The organism is Nocardia sp. NPDC087230 (assembly GCF_044744725.1).
Lineage (GTDB): Bacteria > Actinomycetota > Actinomycetes > Mycobacteriales > Mycobacteriaceae > Nocardia > Nocardia canadensis.
Genome location: NZ_JBIUYV010000004.1, coordinates 1 through 16,065 on the forward strand (window position 1 = coordinate 1; position 16,065 = coordinate 16,065).

13 protein-coding genes and 2 rRNA genes are annotated in these 16,065 nt (G+C 68.6%); 9 read left to right on the plus strand and 6 right to left on the minus strand.

The genetic code is table 11. The features are described 5' to 3' along the window. The 5 genes from ACIO52_RS15530 to ACIO52_RS15550 all read left to right on the plus strand — a co-directional run. Positions 1–1,155 (plus strand): 23S ribosomal RNA (locus tag ACIO52_RS15530); the annotation flags it as partial. Between the two features lie 126 nt (positions 1,156–1,281). Then, positions 1,282–1,398 (plus strand): 5S ribosomal RNA (gene rrf, locus ACIO52_RS15535). Between the two features lie 205 nt (positions 1,399–1,603). Further along, positions 1,604–2,239 carry a YdcF family protein gene (locus ACIO52_RS15540; RefSeq protein ID WP_342801454.1) on the plus strand — a complete coding sequence of 212 codons (636 nt, stop codon included), beginning with the start codon at positions 1,604–1,606 and terminating at the stop codon, positions 2,237–2,239. Between the two features lie 85 nt (positions 2,240–2,324). Continuing rightward, on the plus strand, positions 2,325–3,134 hold the full coding sequence (locus tag ACIO52_RS15545) for an SAM-dependent methyltransferase (RefSeq protein ID WP_218716584.1): 810 nt from the start codon (positions 2,325–2,327) through the stop codon (positions 3,132–3,134). A 44-nt stretch (positions 3,135–3,178) separates the two neighbouring features. Further along, positions 3,179–4,459, plus strand: coding sequence for a sensor domain-containing diguanylate cyclase (locus tag ACIO52_RS15550; RefSeq protein ID WP_316573753.1), 1,281 nt, complete (start codon positions 3,179–3,181; stop codon positions 4,457–4,459). A 27-nt stretch (positions 4,460–4,486) separates the two neighbouring features. On the opposite strand, the gene ACIO52_RS15555 is transcribed toward ACIO52_RS15550, so the two are convergent. Continuing rightward, entirely contained in the window at positions 4,487–5,479 is a 993-nt protein-coding gene (locus ACIO52_RS15555; protein WP_316573754.1) for an acyl-ACP desaturase, read from the minus strand. A gap of 257 nt (positions 5,480–5,736) precedes the next feature. Between ACIO52_RS15555 and ACIO52_RS15560 the strand changes: the two genes are divergently transcribed. Both ACIO52_RS15560 and fadD32 read left to right on the plus strand, forming a co-directional pair. After that, a complete protein-coding gene (locus ACIO52_RS15560) occupies positions 5,737–6,957 on the plus strand; it encodes a KasA/KasB family beta-ketoacyl-ACP synthase (RefSeq protein WP_218716581.1) in 1,221 nt (406 codons plus the stop codon). Positions 6,958–7,073: 116 nt separating this feature from the next. Then, positions 7,074–8,957, plus strand: coding sequence for a long-chain-fatty-acid--AMP ligase FadD32 (gene fadD32, locus ACIO52_RS15565; RefSeq protein ID WP_218716580.1), 1,884 nt, complete (start codon positions 7,074–7,076; stop codon positions 8,955–8,957). 50 nt (positions 8,958–9,007) lie between these two features. Here the strand turns inward: fadD32 and ACIO52_RS15570 are convergent, their stop codons facing one another. The 5 genes from ACIO52_RS15570 to ACIO52_RS15590 form a co-directional block, all read right to left on the minus strand. Then, complete coding sequence (locus ACIO52_RS15570; protein ID WP_402644472.1) at positions 9,008–10,612, minus strand: LCP family protein; 1,605 nt, start codon at positions 10,610–10,612, stop codon at positions 9,008–9,010. After that, positions 10,609–11,817 (minus strand): Ig-like domain-containing protein, encoded by a 1,209-nt coding sequence (locus ACIO52_RS15575; protein ID WP_316573755.1) that lies wholly within the window; start codon positions 11,815–11,817, stop codon positions 10,609–10,611. Before ACIO52_RS15575 ends, ACIO52_RS15570 begins: the two co-directional genes overlap by 4 nt. Before the next feature lie 26 nt (positions 11,818–11,843). Next, on the minus strand, positions 11,844–12,389 hold the full coding sequence (locus tag ACIO52_RS15580; RefSeq protein WP_218716577.1) for a YceI family protein: 546 nt from the start codon (positions 12,387–12,389) through the stop codon (positions 11,844–11,846). Positions 12,390–12,466: 77 nt separating this feature from the next. Then, on the minus strand, positions 12,467–12,655 hold the full coding sequence (locus tag ACIO52_RS15585; protein ID WP_342801456.1) for a hypothetical protein: 189 nt from the start codon (positions 12,653–12,655) through the stop codon (positions 12,467–12,469). Then, positions 12,652–13,881, minus strand: a complete 1,230-nt coding sequence (locus ACIO52_RS15590; protein ID WP_218716575.1) for an MFS transporter — start codon at positions 13,879–13,881, stop codon at positions 12,652–12,654. Before ACIO52_RS15590 ends, ACIO52_RS15585 begins: the two co-directional genes overlap by 4 nt. Before the next feature lie 131 nt (positions 13,882–14,012). Here ACIO52_RS15590 and ACIO52_RS15595 point away from each other — a divergent pair, with 131 nt between their 5' ends. Next, a complete protein-coding gene (locus ACIO52_RS15595; RefSeq protein WP_402644476.1) occupies positions 14,013–14,828 on the plus strand; it encodes a DUF72 domain-containing protein in 816 nt (271 codons plus the stop codon). Between the two features lie 84 nt (positions 14,829–14,912). Beyond that, positions 14,913–15,425, plus strand: a complete 513-nt coding sequence (locus ACIO52_RS15600) for an Rv3235 family protein (RefSeq protein ID WP_218716573.1) — start codon at positions 14,913–14,915, stop codon at positions 15,423–15,425. Positions 15,426–16,065: the final 640 nt, after the last annotated feature.

Below are 16,065 nucleotides of genomic sequence, written 5' to 3' on the forward strand. Positions count from 1 at the left end.
GGTCGCAGAGACCAGAGAGAAGCGACTGTTTACTAAAAACACAGGTCCGTGCGAAGTCGTAAGACGATGTATACGGACTGACGCCTGCCCGGTGCCGGAAGGTTAAGAGGACCGGTTAGCGCTTCGGCGCGAAGCTGAGAATTTAAGCCCCGGTAAACGGCGGTGGTAACTATAACCATCCTAAGGTAGCGAAATTCCTTGTCGGGTAAGTTCCGACCTGCACGAATGGCGTAACGACTTCTCTGCTGTCTCAACCACAGACTCGGCGAAATTGCATTACGAGTAAAGATGCTCGTTACGCGCGGCAGGACGAAAAGACCCCGGGACCTTCACTATAGCTTGGTATTGGTGTTCGGTACGGTTTGTGTAGGATAGGTGGGAGACTGTGAAGCTTGGACGCCAGTTCAGGTGGAGTCGTCGTTGAAATACCACTCTGATCGTATTGGACTTCTAACCTCGGACCATGATCTGGTTCAGGGACAGTGCCTGGTGGGTAGTTTAACTGGGGCGGTTGCCTCCCAAAATGTAACGGAGGCGCCCAAAGGTTCCCTCAGCCTGGTTGGCAATCAGGTGTCGAGTGCAAGTGCACAAGGGAGCTTGACTGTGAGAGTGACAGCTCGAGCAGGGACGAAAGTCGGGACTAGTGATCCGGCACCGGCAAGTGGAAGCGGTGTCGCTCAACGGATAAAAGGTACCCCGGGGATAACAGGCTGATCTTCCCCAAGAGTCCATATCGACGGGATGGTTTGGCACCTCGATGTCGGCTCGTCGCATCCTGGGGCTGGAGTAGGTCCCAAGGGTTGGGCTGTTCGCCCATTAAAGCGGCACGCGAGCTGGGTTTAGAACGTCGTGAGACAGTTCGGTCTCTATCCGCCGCGCGCGTTAGAAACTTGAGGAAGGCTGTCCCTAGTACGAGAGGACCGGGACGGACGAACCTCTGGTGTGCCAGTTGTTCCGCCAGGAGCACTGCTGGTTGGCTACGTTCGGAAGGGATAACCGCTGAAAGCATCTAAGCGGGAAGCCTGTTCCAAGATGAGGTTTCTCTCCCACTTGATGGGTTAAGGCCCCCTACAGACCATGGGGTTGATAGGCCGGAACTGGAAGCCAGGTAACTGGTGTAGGTGACTGGTACTAATAGGCCGAGGGCTTACTATCGAAGGTGTTACGCGTCCACTGTGCGGTATCTGAAACAACACACAGATCACCGAGAAGACTCTCCGAGTCTGATCCTTTACTGGGTCAGGGTTCGGGGTGGCTCTCTGTGTGACAGTTTCATAGAGTTACGGCGGTTATAGCGGTGGGGAAACGCCCGGTCCCATTCCGAACCCGGAAGCTAAGGCCACCTGCGCCGATGGTACTGCACTCGACAGGGTGTGGGAGAGTAGGACACCGCCGGAACATCATTGCGAAAGGCCCTCCAGCATTGCTGGAGGGCCTTTTTGCGTTCCCGGACAAGACCTCTCGGTAGCAGGCCGGCCCGGAGCGTGCCCCCGGAATCGGGGGATTGCATTCCGAGGCAACGATGTTTCACAAAACGGTCCCGCAGCGGGCCCCGGTCAGCCACCATGGTGCGACGTTGCTTCGGGAGGTCACCATGGATTGGTTGTTCACTCACAAGTCTCTGCGACGCGGCGCGGCCGCGCTCGTGTTGCCCGCCGCCCTGATCGGCGCGATAGCCACCGCCGCACCCGCGATCGCCGCACCCGCCCCCGACCCGCTCGCCGGCGTCGCCGACGGCATCGCGGGCGCGGCGAATTCGATTGCGGGCGTTGCCGGTATCGACTTGCCCGACACTTACGGCCCGGAGACCGCGATCGTGGTGCTCGGCTACGGTCTGCAGCCGGACGGCACCATGCGCGCCGAACTGGGCAACCGGCTGCACGCCGCCCTGGTCCAGGCGTTCATGTCGCCCTCCTCCCCGGTGATCGTCACCGGCGGCAACCCGCGCAACGGGGTCACCGAGGCGCAGGTGATGGCGGACTGGCTCAATATCCGCGGGGTCGCCCGACACCGGATCTACACCGAGACCCAGGCGGGGTCGACGGTGCAGAACGCGGAGTTCTCCGCGAAGTTGATGGAAGCGCTCGGCGTGCACAAGGCCGTGCTCATCACCTCCGCCGACCATATGCGCCGCGCGCTGGACAACTTCATGGCGGCGGGCATTCCGGTGGTCGCGACGATGACACCGGAGGTCGCGCCGCTGTGGGCGCAGCCGTTCGGTGCCGGGGGTGAGCGATAGGCGCGCCGAAGTCGGTGGCGCGCACTACGATGCGTCTGGCGCTGTCGCGGGGTGTGATGACGCCTCGAGCGGACAGGGGTATGTGATGGACAGGCCTGCGTGGGCACCGGACGGCGTCGATATGCAGCAGCCGAGCCCGGCTCGGATGTATGACGCGCTGCTCGGCGGCTCGCACAACTTCGCCGTCGACCGGATGGCGGCGGAAATGGCGATCGAGCTGGTGCCCGATCTGCCCCGCCTCGCGCTGAGCAATCGGGCCTTCCTGCGCCGGGCGGTGCGGTTCATGCTCGACGCCGGGATTCGGCAGTTCCTCGACATCGGTTCGGGCATCCCCACCGCGGGCAATGTCCACGAGATCGTGCACGACATCGCTCCCGAGGCGCGGGTGCTCTATGTCGATATCGATCCGGTCGCCGTCGTCCACTCGCGGACGATTCTGGCGGGCCGGGAGCGGGCCGACGCGATCGAGGCCGATCTGCGCAAGTCCGACGATCTGATCGCCGAGGTGCGGGAGACCGGACTGATCGACTTCGATGAGCCCGTCGGGCTGCTGCTGATCGCGGTGCTGCATCTGGTGCAGGACGCCGACGATCCGGTCGGCAAGGTCGCCGCGCTGCGGGAGGCGGTCGCGCCCGGCAGTTTCATAGCCATTTCACATCTCACCTCGGAGATGCGGCCGGAGGATGCCGGTAAGCTGGGAGCGCACTCGGCGAACGAGACCAGGGTCGGGATCCAGTTCCGGTCCAGGGACGCGATCGTGGAGATGTTCGAGGGTTGGGGCATGGTTTCCCCCGGGGTTGTCGAGCTGCCGTCGTGGCGGCCGGAGTCCGAGCGGGATCAGCACGAGAAGCCTGGGCGTTCGCTCGGGTTGGCCGGAGTCGCGCGGAAGGAATGAGCCGTCGATCCGGCGGTGCTGCGAGATGACAGGGTGGACGCGTAGTGGGGTCGTGGGAGCTGGCGCAACGGTGGGCCGATGCCCTCGACGGCGTTGTCGCTCCCACACTCAACCGCTCCCAGATCGAGGAGATGCTGGCGGCGCTGTGCATCGGTCTGATCGAGGCGGCGCGCGGTGGCGAGGATCCCGATGTGGCCCGCCGTACGGCGCGGATGCTGGTCGCCGCCAACTACCGTGATCCGGCGGCGGTGAGCCGTTCGGTCCGGGTGATCTGTGTGGACCTGGTCGAGATCGCGGCCGACGGGCCGGACGATCCGCTGCTGCCGGAGATCAGGGAGCGCGCGATCGGCCTCGCCGCCGATTTCGCGGCGGGCTTCACCGCGGCCTTGCGCGCCGCGGCCCTGGCTGAGCAGGAGGCGACGCTGGCCGCCGTGCTCGCGGCGGCCAGCGAGGCCGAGAGCCGTCGCGCGCTGTCGGAGGCACGCTTCGAGGCCGTGTTCGACGGCGCCCTGGTCGGTATCGGCACCGTCGACATGACCGGGCGGGTGGTGAACTGCAACGCCACCATGGCCGAGATGCTCGGCCACACCCCGGAGACGATGCCGGGCCGGACGGTCGCCGATATCCTCGGCCCGCAGAATCTCAACGAGGCCTTCGTCGAGCTGCAGCGGATGGTCAGCGGTGAATCCGAGAGCTTCCGCACCGAGACCGAGCATCTGCACGACGACGGCGAGATCACCGTCATCGATCTGTCGATGTCGGCGGTGCGCGACGCCGACCGCAATATCCAGTTCCTGATCGGGGTGGCCGTCGACGTCACCGAGCGCAAACAGCTCGCCGACCGGCTGTGGCACGACGCCAATCACGACGCGCTGACCGGCCTGCCCAACCGGCCGCACCTGTTCAACCGGCTCGCCGACGCCGAACCGCCGATCGGGGTCTGCTATCTGGACCTGGACGGCTTCAAGGAGATCAACGATCTGTGGGGGCACACGGTCGGGGACCGGGTGCTGCGGGTGGTCGCCGACCGGATGCGCGACACCGTCCGTCCGCTGGAGGCGATGGCCGCCCGGATCGGCGGTGACGAGTTCCTGGTGCTGGTGGAGCAGTGCTCGGGCTCCGAGCAATTGTCGGTGCTGGCCGACGATCTGATGTCGGTGCTGACCGCGCCGCTCGAGGTGGACGGGCACATGCTCGCGGTGGGCGTGAGCGTCGGCGCGGCCTACTTCGACGAACTCCCCGGCGCGGTCGACGAATTGGTGCACGCGGCCGACGCCGCGATGTACCGGCACAAGCACGACACCCGCCGCTATCCGGCCCGGTAGCGGCCGGGCCGGACAGCCGGGCCCCGCTCAGGTGAGCTGGCGTTCCCGGTTCGCCGCGCGGGCCAGTGAGCGGTCGCGCTGTTCCTCGAAGCGCACGACGTCCTCGCGCAGCCGGTCCAGGAAGGCCGCGAGGTCCTCGCGGGCCCGCTCGCCGCGCGCGCCGAAATCGGTGCGTTCGAAGATGTTCCACTTGCGCAGCACCGGAAGCAGGACCTCCTCGAGGTGCTGGCGCAGATCGTAGATGCCGTGCTTGGCCATCAGGACGCCGTTGCGGCGCCAGCCCGGCATGCCCGCGCCGGGCATCTGGAAGCCCTGCACGATGGTGTTGATCGCCTCGATGGCCTGATCGGGTGCCAGGTCGAGCGCGGCCTCGCAGAGGTTGCGATAGAAGATCATGTGCAGGTTCTCGTCGGTCGCGATGCGGGCGAGCATGCGGTCGGCGATCGGGTCGTCGCAGACGCGACCGGTGTTGCGGTGGCTGACCCGGGTGGCCAGTTCCTGGAAGGTCACGTAGGCGACCGAGTACAGCAGGCCCGCCACGGACGCGGAGCGCAGATCGACATCGCCCGCCTTGGCCTCGACGACGGCCATCGCCGAGTATCCGTTGGTCATATGGATCATCCTGGCCTGCTCCAGAGCGACCGGGTCGACGCCACGGGTGACGACCAGATAGTCGCGGAGCACGATGCCGTGCCGGTTCTCCTCGGCGGTCCACCGGCCCACCCAGGTGCCCCAGGCGCCGTCCTTGGAGAAGTTCTCGGCGATCTCCCGGTGGTAGGACGGGAGATTGTCCTCGGTGAGCAGATTGGTGATCATCGCCGCCTTGGCGAGTTCACTGAGCTGGGATTGTTCGGGGTCCCAATCGATTCCGCCCATCGCGGCGAAGTTGCGGCCCTGCTCCCACGGGACATAGTCGTGGGGATGCCAGTCCTTCGCCATCGACAGGTGGCGGTCGACGTTGCTCGCGGCGACCGGTTCGAGTTCGATGAGCAGTTCCAGTTGGGTGAGGTTCCTGGCCACGCTCGTGCCCTTTCCATGAAGTGAAAAGCAAGAGTTGCGCTGGTCCGGTAGTGTTGCCCGTCGTCGCCGGGTGCTCTGGGTCGAATGCGACCCACCGACAATAGACCCGGCGCATCGCGCCTCCGAACGACACGGTGCGGCAGCGCCTGTTTCTGAATTTGGGCGCGTCGCGGCGCCTGCATATACGCTCCACCAGTTCAGCTCCATCAGCGGTTCCCGATCAGTCGTGGCATAGCTAGAGAGAGTGAGCGAAAAATATGACGGACATCGTGGTCACGAGCCTGGCGGCGACCACGTCGATCGCGGGCGACGTCGACTCGACCTGGAAGGGTCTGCTCAACGGCGAAAGCGGTATCGACGTCCTGGAGGACTCCTTCATCGACGATTTCGAGTTGCCGGTGCGGATCGGTGGCCACCTGAAGGTCTCCCCGGCTGCCTCGCTCACCCGCGAGGAGGCGCGCAGGCTGTCCTATGTCGAGCAGATGGCCGTGGTCCTCGGTCGCGAGGTGTGGCGCAACGCCGGCAGCCCCGAAGTGGACCGCGACCGGCTCGGTGTCTCGGTCGGCACCGGGCTCGGCGGCGCGGAATCCCTGATCTACGCCCGCGACAAGCTCGGCAACGGCGGCTACCGCAAGGTCTCGCCGCTGACCGTGCAGGCCATCATGCCCAACGGTCCCGCGGCCTGCGTCGGCATCGAATTGGGCGCGCGCGCCGGTGTTTCCACGCCGGTATCGGCCTGTTCGTCGGGCTCGGAGGCGATCGCCAACGCGTGGCGGATGATCGTGATGGGCGATGCCGACATGGTGGTGACCGGCGGGGTCGAGGGCTCGATCCAGGCGGTGCCGATCGCGGCCTTCACCCAGATGCGCGCGATGAGCACGCGCAACAGCGATCCCAAGGCGGCCTCGCGGCCGTTCGACAAGGACCGCGACGGGTTCGTCTTCGGCGAGGCCGGCGCGATGATGGTGATCGAGACCGAGGAGCACGCCAAGGCGCGCGGCGCGACCATCCACGCGCGGCTGCTCGGTGCCGGGGTCACCTCCGACGGATTCCACCTCGTCGCACCGGATCCCGAGGGCACCGGGGCGGCGCGCGCGATGACGCGGGCCATGCAGACCGGCGGGATCAGCCGCACCGACGTCACCCACATCAACGCGCACGCGACCGCGACGCCCATCGGCGACACCGCCGAGGCCAACGCGATCGGCAAGGCGATCGGCTCGCACGCGTCGGTGTACGCGCCCAAGTCGGCGCTCGGGCACTCGATCGGCGCGGTCGGCGCGCTCGAGGCGGTGCTGACCGTGCTCAGCGTGCGCGACGGCATCGTGCCGCCCACCCTGAACCTGGACAACCAGGACCCCGAGATCGATCTGGACGTGGTCTCCGGCGAGGCCAGGCGTGGCCGGATCGACTACGCGGTGAACAACTCCTTCGGATTCGGCGGGCACAACGTCGCCGTCGCCTTCGGGCGGTATTGACGATTGCCACGCGCGCGCCCGGTACTGTGCCGGGCGCTTGCGAGTTCTTCTTTGTTCGGCGTCATTGCACGAGTGCAGCCTCTCGGCGAGGCATTGTGCGTTGAAAAGGATAGGGAATGATCGGCGAGACTTTCGACGACTATGTGGACGAACTGGGCAATATCCGGATTCCCGGTGACCAGACCCTGATCGACTTCGTCGACAAACACAGCGAGGCCAACGGCGACGATCTGGCCTACCGCTTCATCGACTATTCGCGGGAGCGGGAGGGCGAATACCAGGAGCTGACCTGGCGGGAATTCGGCGTCCGGCTGCGGGCGGTGGCCGCGCGGTTGCAGCAGGTGACCGAGCCCGGTGACCGGGTCGCGGTGCTGGCGCCACAGGGCCTGGACTACGTCGTCGCGCTGTTCGCGGCGGTGTACGCGGGGAATGTGGCTGTGCCGCTGTTCGATCCGGAGGAGCAGGGGCACAGCGACCGCCTGCACGCGGTGCTCGGCGACTGCGAGCCGGCGGCGGTACTCACCGTCGGCAGCGCGGCCGCCGGGGTCCGCAACTTCTTCCGCGAGCAGCCTGCCGCGCAACGGCCCAGGATCATCGCGGTCGAGGCGATCCCGGACACGGTCGGCACGCGGTGGCGCAGGCCCGACATCAATATCGACAGCGTCGCCTATCTGCAGTACACCTCGGGTTCGACCCGGGTGCCCGCCGGCGTGGAGATCACCCACCGCGCCGTCGGCACCAATCTGCTGCAGATGATCGACGCCATCGGCATCACCGAGAACGCGCGCGGGGTCACCTGGCTGCCGCTGTTCCACGACATGGGGCTGCTGACGGTGATCCTGCCGACGATCGGCGGCAAGTTCATCACCATCATGTCGCCGAGCGCGTTCGTGCGCAGGCCGTCGCGCTGGATCAAGGAGCTGGCCGCCCAGGCCGATGGCGCCGAGATCTACTCGGCGGCACCGAACTTCGCGTTCGAGCACGCGGCGGTGCGCGGGCTGCCCAAGGGCGACGAATCGCTGGACCTGTCGAATGTGATCGGTCTGATCAACGGCAGCGAGCCGGTGTCGGTGGCCTCGATGCGCAAGTTCAACGAGGCGTTCGCGCCGTACGGGCTGTCCAAGACCGCGATCAAGCCGTGCTACGGCATGGCCGAGGCGACGCTGTTCGTCTCGGCGACCCGGCGCGACGACCAGGCGCGGGTGGTCTACGTCGATCGCGGACAGCTCAACGCGGGCCGGATGGTGGAGGTCGACGAGCACGCCGCCGACGCGGTCGCGCAGGTGTCGTGCGGGTATGTCGCGCGGTCGCAGTGGGCGGTGATCGTCGACCCGGAGACCGGTATCGAACGCCGCGAGGGTGAGGTCGGTGAGATCTGGCTGCACGGCGACAACATGGGCATCGGGTACTGGGGCAGGCCGGGGGAGACCGCCGAGACCTTCCACAACCGGGTGATCGCCCGTACGCCCGTCGGCAGCCGGGCCGAGGGCGCGCCCGACGACGCGCGGTGGATGCGCACCGGCGACTTCGGCGCGTACCACGACGGCGAGCTGTTCATCACCGGCCGGGTCAAGGACCTGGTGATCGTCGACGGCCGCAATCACTATCCGCAGGATCTCGAGTACTCGGCCCAGGAGGCGAGCACCGCGTTGCGGCCCGGGTTCATCGCGGCGTTCTCGGTGCAGGCGGGGCAGTTGCCCGCGGCCGTGCTCGCGGCGGGCGGGATCACCGACGAGATGGCCGAGGCGCTGGTCGTCGTCGCCGAACGTGGCACGGGCGCGGCCAAACTCGACCCGGGGCCGATCGTGGACACGGTGCGGGCGGCGATCGCGCGCAGGCACGGTGTGACGGTGCGCGACCTGCTGCTGGTGCCCGCGGGCTCGATCCCGCGCACATCGAGCGGCAAGATCGCCCGGCGGGCCTGCAAGGCGGCCTATCTGGACGGCACGCTGCGCGGTGGGCACCGGCAGGACGCCTACCCGGACGCGCCGGAGGAGTGAGCCGGTTCGGCCACCGGGGTGCCGGTGGCCGAACCGCGGTGCCACCGTGGTCAGTTGACGCAGGGGATGGTGCTGCCGATGGTGGTGGTGACCGGCTTTCCCGCGTCGGGCAGCGGTGTGGTCGAGCCGCCGGGAACGGTGGTCGTCGGGGTCGCGGACGTTGTCGTGGTGGTCGGTGTCAGTTCGGTGGGCAGGGTGAAGTCGGCGCCGACGACCACGCGGACGTGGCCGGCCGCGAGCGTGGTGGACGCGGAAACCGGTAGCCCGCCCAGGGTTTCGGCGAGCGTTTCGGCATCGGCGGCCGCACCGGGGCCATAGGTGACAGACGAGGTGGGGCTGTCGTCGGCGGTCCCGTTGCCGATCTCGCCGGCCCGGTAGCCGCGGGCGGTCAGTGCGGCCGACAGGGTCGCGGCTTGGCCAGCGACGCCACCGACATTGTGCACATCGACGACGCTGGCCGGGATCGGCGCCGCAGTGGTGGTTTTCGGTGCTTCCTGCCCGAAGGCAGCCTGGACCTCCCGTTTGATCGCGGCCGGGTCGACGATATTGACATCCTGACCGTCGATCACGTCGTAGCGCACCACCGGCAGCGTGCGGAACTCCACCGGCAGCGACTCCGCGGCGCCCAGCTCACGGGCGAAGTCGAACAGATTCCAGCCGTCGGAGAGCACCACGTCCTTGTGCGCGACATCCATCAGTGCCGAGAGCCTGCTCAGATTGCCGAGCGTGCCGGAGTCCTTGAGCGACTTGGCCACCGAGGTCAGGAAGGCCTGCTGGCGGTGCGTGCGATCGAGGTCGCCGTTGCGCAGCCCGTGGCGCTGCCGGACGAACGCGAGCGCGTCGGAGCCGTCCAGATGCTGACGGCCCGCCGGGAACACCGCGCCGGAGAACGCACTGTCGTCGACCGCGTTGTTCAGACACACGTCCACGCCGCCGACCGCGGTCGCCAGGTCGTAGAACCCGGCCAGCGAGATCTCGGCGAACCGATCGATCGGCACGCCGACCAGATTGCGCACGGTCGACACGATCGAGGCGCGGCCCGCCTCCCGGCCGCGCCGCTCCAGCACCACCGGGTCCTTCTCGCCCTGTTCGATCAACTTCGCCTGGACCGCGGCCTTCTTCAGGCCGTAGGCCTCCTTGATCTTGACCTGTGAATAGCCCGGGATGCCCGAGACCGGGACGTAGTCGTCGCGCGGGATGGAGAACGCGACGATCTTGCGCAGATCGGCCGGGATGTGCAGCAGGATCAGCGAGTTCGCGTTGTAGCCGCCGTCGGTGCCGTCGCCGGCGTGCAGCTGGTCGAGGATCTCCTTGGGCAGGTCGTTGCCGTCGAGGTCCTTGCGGGTGTCCAGGCCGATCAGCAGGATGTTGACGTCACCACCGCGCGAGCGCGGCGCGTCCTCGCCGAGAGCGGTGGAATGGGTGAAGCCGGAGTCGAAGTCCTGCTTGGCCGACCAGGCCAGGCCGGTGCCGGTGAGCACGGCCAGCGCGGTCGTCGCCCCGAGCATCCTGGCCATGATCAGCGCGGCGCGACGGAAGCCGCCGCGACGGGCGCTGGGGTCGGCGTGGCGGGTCTGCCTGCCGATTCGCTGTGGTCCATATCCGGGGGTGTCCCGGCGCGGTGGACGTGCCGGGGTGTCGTGTCTTCGGTTCACCGCAGTGCGCTACCTGCCTGCCACTGTTCCCACGGAACGCTCCAGTCGCCGTTCTGCCACACCTCGAGCGGGGCGCCGCCGGTGTTGCGGATCTCCACCACGTCGCCGGGCTGGGCGAAGTCGTAGAACCATTTCGCGTTCTCGCCGCTGAGGTTGAGGCAGCCGTGCGAGACGTTGGTGTTGCCCTGCGCCCAGACGGTGTCGTCGAGTTGATGCAGGTAGATGCCGTCGGTGCTGATCCTGGTCGCCCAGCCGATGCTCTCCTTGTAGCCCAGCCGGGAGTTGACCGGAAGGCCGTAGGTGGAGGAATCCATGATCACCGGATTGGCCTTGTCCATCACGGTGTAGGTGCCCGGCTGGGTCCAGAAGGTGATGGTCTTGCCCGCGACCACCTCACTGCCGCCCATTCCCATCGAGGTGGGCATGGTGCGGATCAGCGTGCCGTTCTCGTAGACCCGCACCTGCTTGTCGTTGTCGTCGACGATCGAGACGTGCGAGGGGCCGATGGTGAAGCTGGTCTCGGTGTCCTCCTGGCCGTACAAGCCGCCGCCGAGGTCCTTGCCGTAGATGTCGGCGGCGAGGGTGACCTTGGTGCCGGGGGCGTAGTAGTTCTGTGGCCGCCAGTGCGCGTTGCGGTCGTCGAGCCAGTACCAGGAGCCGGTGACCGGCGGGTCGGTGGTGACGCTGAGATGCTGCTGCGCGGTGGCCCGGTCGGGGACGTCCTCGTCGAAGTGCGCGACGACGACGGTGCCGACGCCGTAGCTGCCCGAGGGGGCGAGCGCGGCGCCGCCGGTGGTCCGGAAATACACCTTCGTCTGGTTGTTGGGCGCGAGGGTCGAGAACGACGAGGTGATCGGTCCCACCGTGCCCGTGACGGTGAGCGCTTCGGCGCCGACGGTATAGGTGTGGCCGTAGCCGAGTGGCTCGGCGGGCTTCCACGCGGTCTGATCAGGGGTGAAGATGCCCTCGACGGCGCGGCCCTGCTCGTTGGTCATGGTGACCGAGGTCAGCTTGCCGTCGCTGGTGCTGACCCGCACCGGCGCGAGCGGGTCGACCTCGGTCGCGCCCGCCGCGGGCGCGACGGTGATGACCGGGTCGGGCGGGGCGGTGGACTCGGTTCCCGAGTCAGTGGCCGTGCCGCTACACGCCGCGACGAGCAGCGCGAGCCCGGCAGCGAGCCCGGCCCGGAAACGACGTCCTGACATTCGCCCTCCCTGTGCCCGGTGCCCGATCAGCCCTGCAAGCCGACCTCGACGTCGAGTGAGATCGTGATCTTGTCGCCGATCACGGCGCCGCCGTTGGCCATCGGCATCTCGGTGGTGATGCCGAAGTCGCGGCGGTTGATGGTGGTGGTCGCGGTGAAGCCGGCGACCGGAGCCTCGGTCATGCCGGGGCCGGCGCCGAGGAACTCCACGGACAGGGTGACCGGGCGGGTGGTGCCGCGGATGGTGAAGTCGCCGGTGACGTCGAATTCGGTGCCGCTGGGCCGGAAGCCGGTGGCCTTGAAGGTGGCGAGCGGGTAGTGCGATACGTCGAAGAAGTCGGCGGTGGCCAAGTGGGCGTCACGCTGCGGGTTGTCGGTGGTGACCGAGTCGACCTGGATCTCGACGTCGGCGTCGGCGGCACCGTCGGGGTGGATGACGAGCGTGCCGGCGAAGATCGTGAATCGGCCGCGCACCTTGCTCACCATCAGATGCCGTACGGAGAATTCCAGGGCTGAGTGGCTGGGGTCGATGACCCAGGTCCCCGCGGACAGTCCCTTGGTAGGTGCCGACATGATCTCTCCTCACTGAGCGGACCGGCCCGACGGCCGACGTGACGTGAAGCGATGACGGCACCCAGCCTAACCCCGCGTCAGTCCTCGCTGCTGGTGCGATCGCCGAGGAACCGCAGCAGCGCCGGGTCGGTGGAGGTGAATCGGTCGACTTCCTGACCGCCCGTGCACTCGTACAGGCCGATGGTCACCGAGTCGGCGCGACGGGCCAGCACCCGCCAGATCGCGCCGGAATCCGTCCAGCGCCGCAGAGTCTCGATCGGGTTCACGCCCGTGGCTCGCGGTAGTTCGCGGCGACCAGCGCCAGGCAGGCCGCGGCGATCAGCGCGACCACCAGATACATGGCCGGATAGCCGAAGCCGAAGCCGCCGTGCAGGGCCGACAGGACGGCGGGCACGCCGAAGCCGAGATAGCTCACCGAGTAGAACACCGCGTTCAGACCGGCCAGGTCGCCGGGGCCCGCGATCCGCTCGATCTGCTGGAGCCCGGCGACCAGGCCGATGCCGTAGCCGCTGCCGAGCACGACGGCGGTCAGCAGCGTCACCGGGATGCTCAGGGTGGCCGCGGTCCACGACGCCAGCACCATGCCCGCGGTGAGCAGCACCAGGGCGACGACCGCGGCCCGCGCGGTGCCCGGCCGGTCGATCCGGCGTGCGACCGACTGGATGGTGAAACCGCAGCCCAGCGTCACCATGGTGACCAGCGCGGAGAAGGCGATCGGGGCGTCCTGCACGCGGGGCAGCATGAGCGTCGGCAGCACGGCGTAGGCGGTCGCGTTGGCGGTGAACAGCCACAGCGCGATCGGCACCGCGACCCGCAGGAACCGGCGATGGCCCGCGGCGGGAATCCTCAGATCGTCGCGCAGCCTGCCCGGATTCGGCTGTCGGGTGACCGTTTCCGGTGACCTGGCCAGCCAGAGCGAGGTCGCGACGCACAGCACCGCGTTGACGAGATAGGCGGTGGAATCGGGCAGCGGGCCCCACTGCGCCAGCACCCCGGCCACGCCGGCCCCGAGCGCGAAACCCGCGGTCAGGCTCATCGCCGAGCGGCGCGCGCCGACGCCGGCGGCGGCCGCGGCGTAGGGCGGCTGGGACAGTTCCTTGAGCCAGCTGCCGCCGACCGCCATGGCCAGGCCGAGCGCGACGCCGCACAGCATCCGGCCCGCCGCCAGCATCGGAACCGAGGCGGCGCCCGCCGCGAGCAGCAGCGATCCGGCGGCCGCGATCAGCGGGGCGGGCAGCATCAGCGGGCGACGGCCGAACCGGTCCGAGAGCGGGCCGCCGATGAGCAGCGCGGGCACGATGCCGAGGACGTAGTAGAACAGCAGCAGATCGACCGCCGTCAGCGGCAGGCCGTGGTTCTTGTACATCACCAGCAGCGGCGTGAACTCGTTGCCGCCCCATGCGATCGCGACCATCGCCGCGGAAACGCCGAGCCAGGCGCGCGTGCGCGTGCCGGTGACAGCACCGGGCCGTTCGCTGGTGAGAATCGCCATCACAGGCCCTTTCCGTCGTGCGCGCACCGGGGCACGCTCACGGGGCGAATGGTGGCAACCGGTCTCATTTTAGGCGGGGCCGATCGCTGTACTACGGTCGGCCTGTGCGGGAGCTGCGGGTCGGGTGTGCGATGTGGCAGCACCCACAGTGGCAGCAGCGCCAGGTAGCGCCGGGGGAGCGGCTGCGGACCTACGCGGGGTACTGCGGCGCCGTCGAGGGCAACACCACCTTCTACGCGACTCCGTCGGCCGCGACGGTCGAGTCCTGGGTTCGCCAGACCGCGCCGGACTTCCGGTTCGTGCTCAAGCCACCGCGCGCCGTTACCCACGAGCGCAGACTCGTCGACGCGCGGGGCGAGCTGTGGGCCTTCCTCGACGTGATGGCGCCGCTGGCGTCGCGGGTGCACGCGCTGTGGATCCAGTTGCCCGCGTCGTTCGGACCCACCGATCTGGGCGCGCTGGCGCGGTTCCAGCGGGAGCTGCCCGACGGGCTGCGCTGCGCGGTGGAGGTGCGGCATCCAGCGTTCTTCACCGACGAGCGGGCGGCGGTGCAGCTGGAACGGGTGCTGGGCCGGATCGGCGCGGAGTGGGTGCCCTTCGACACCACCGTGCTGTTCGACGGACCGGCGGGCGACCCCTCGGAGTACGAGGCGCGCGCCAAGAAACCGCGGGTGCCGCGGCGGATGCGGGCGCTGACGGAGTATCCGATCGTGCGCTATCACGGCCGCGCCGACGAAGCGCGCACCGTCGCGGGCTGGCAGCCGTGGGTCGAGACCGTGGCGCAGTGGCTGCGGGAGGGTCGCTCGCCGACGGTCTTCGTGCACACCCCCGACAACGCCGCCGCCCGCGCGCTGGCCCGGCGCTTCCACGACGCGGTCGCCGCCGTGGTGCCCGGCCTGCCGCCGCAGCCGACGCCCGCGCCCGACGGGCCGATGACCCTGTTCTGAATTCCGCGCACACCTGTCGGACCCTCGTGGCATGCTGTGCGCCAGCACTGGGGAGTGGGTGGGCGGACTCGAAGGGGACGAGTGATGTCTACGGATCGACTGTCGTTGTCGCGGGCGCCGCACTGCGAGCCGGGTCTCGCCGATCAGCGGGCGGACGCTGGTGTGCCGCATCGGGTTTCCGTTCCGCGCCGCCGCGATGCCGGCGGCGCGCCGTACGGGGTGCGCCGGGCGGTGCGCGCGTCCTGTGTGCAGGGCGCCCGGAGCCGCGCCGAATCCGACACCGGGGCAGCGCGTTTCGCCGAGCAGGTGGTGCGACTGGTGCTCGAGGTCGTCGACCGGCGCAGGCCGGTCGACCACTTGCGCTCCATGACCGACCCGCTGGTGCTGTCCGCGGTGCGCACGATGCTCACCCAGAACCTCGCGCCCGGCCGCGCGCTCGGTGCCGCCTCCCTGACGCGCGTGCGCGTGACCGCCACCGATCCCGGTGGCGCCGAGATCTTCGCCTCCTACCAGCGCGGCGACCGCACCTTCGCCGTCGCGGGCCGCATCGAATCGACCAGGGACCGTTGGCGATTGGTGGCCCTGCGATTGTTCTGAGTCCCCGGCGCGCGCTGGGCTCCGGGGCCACCCGGATTGCCCAGCGCGCGTCGGCTGCTCGGGCGCGGCGGCCGAGAACCTTGCGTGTGTGTCAGCTGCGAGTGGCTGGAACTTGGAGTGCGTCATCGCCTGGCGGGTGGGACTCGCACCGTTGCGTCAACGGGCGGGTGCTCCAGCTGCGCGGTGGCTGGGGCTCGTGCGGGCACGTCAACGCGCGGTGGCTGGGTCTCGCGTGGGTGTGTTGACGCGCGGGTGCGTCAGCGCGCGGCGGCAGGGTTTCGCACAGGTGCGTCAACCCGCGCTTGCGTCGCCGCGCGGTGGCTGGGTCTTGCGTGGGTGCGTGAGCTGCGCGGCAGGGTTTCGCACGGGTGTGTCAGCTGCGCGGTGGCTGGGCCTTGTGTGGGTGTGTGAGCTGTGCGGCGGCAGGGTCTTGCACGGATGCGTCGACGCGCGGGTGCGTCAGCTGTGCGGTGGCGATCCGCTCGCCTGCCTGCGGTGGCGTGGCGCTGCGGCCCTCGCGAGGGCGGGTCGTCGGCTGGCGCGATGGTTCGCAGCGGACCGGGGGCCGCGGTGCGCCCGATGCCGGTGGGCGCTCGGAGAGGACGGAAGCTGCGTTGACGAGCGGTGCGGTTGGCAGACG

What these genes read in the sequence shown, in the direction of transcription:
- ACIO52_RS15545 (WP_218716584.1), top strand. Translation starts at nt 2,325, where the DNA reads ATGGACAGGCCTGCGTGGGCACCGGACGGCGTCGATATGCAGCAGCCG.
- ACIO52_RS15560 (WP_218716581.1), top strand. Translation starts at nt 5,737, where the DNA reads ATGACGGACATCGTGGTCACGAGCCTGGCGGCGACCACGTCGATCGCG.
- fadD32 (WP_218716580.1), top strand. Translation starts at nt 7,074, where the DNA reads ATGATCGGCGAGACTTTCGACGACTATGTGGACGAACTGGGCAATATC.
- ACIO52_RS15575 (WP_316573755.1), bottom strand. Translation starts at nt 11,817, where the DNA reads ATGTCAGGACGTCGTTTCCGGGCCGGGCTCGCTGCCGGGCTCGCGCTG.
- ACIO52_RS15580 (WP_218716577.1), bottom strand. Translation starts at nt 12,389, where the DNA reads ATGTCGGCACCTACCAAGGGACTGTCCGCGGGGACCTGGGTCATCGAC.
- ACIO52_RS15590 (WP_218716575.1), bottom strand. Translation starts at nt 13,881, where the DNA reads ATGGCGATTCTCACCAGCGAACGGCCCGGTGCTGTCACCGGCACGCGC.
- ACIO52_RS15595 (WP_402644476.1), top strand. Translation starts at nt 14,013, where the DNA reads ATGTGGCAGCACCCACAGTGGCAGCAGCGCCAGGTAGCGCCGGGGGAG.
- ACIO52_RS15600 (WP_218716573.1), top strand. Translation starts at nt 14,913, where the DNA reads ATGTCTACGGATCGACTGTCGTTGTCGCGGGCGCCGCACTGCGAGCCG.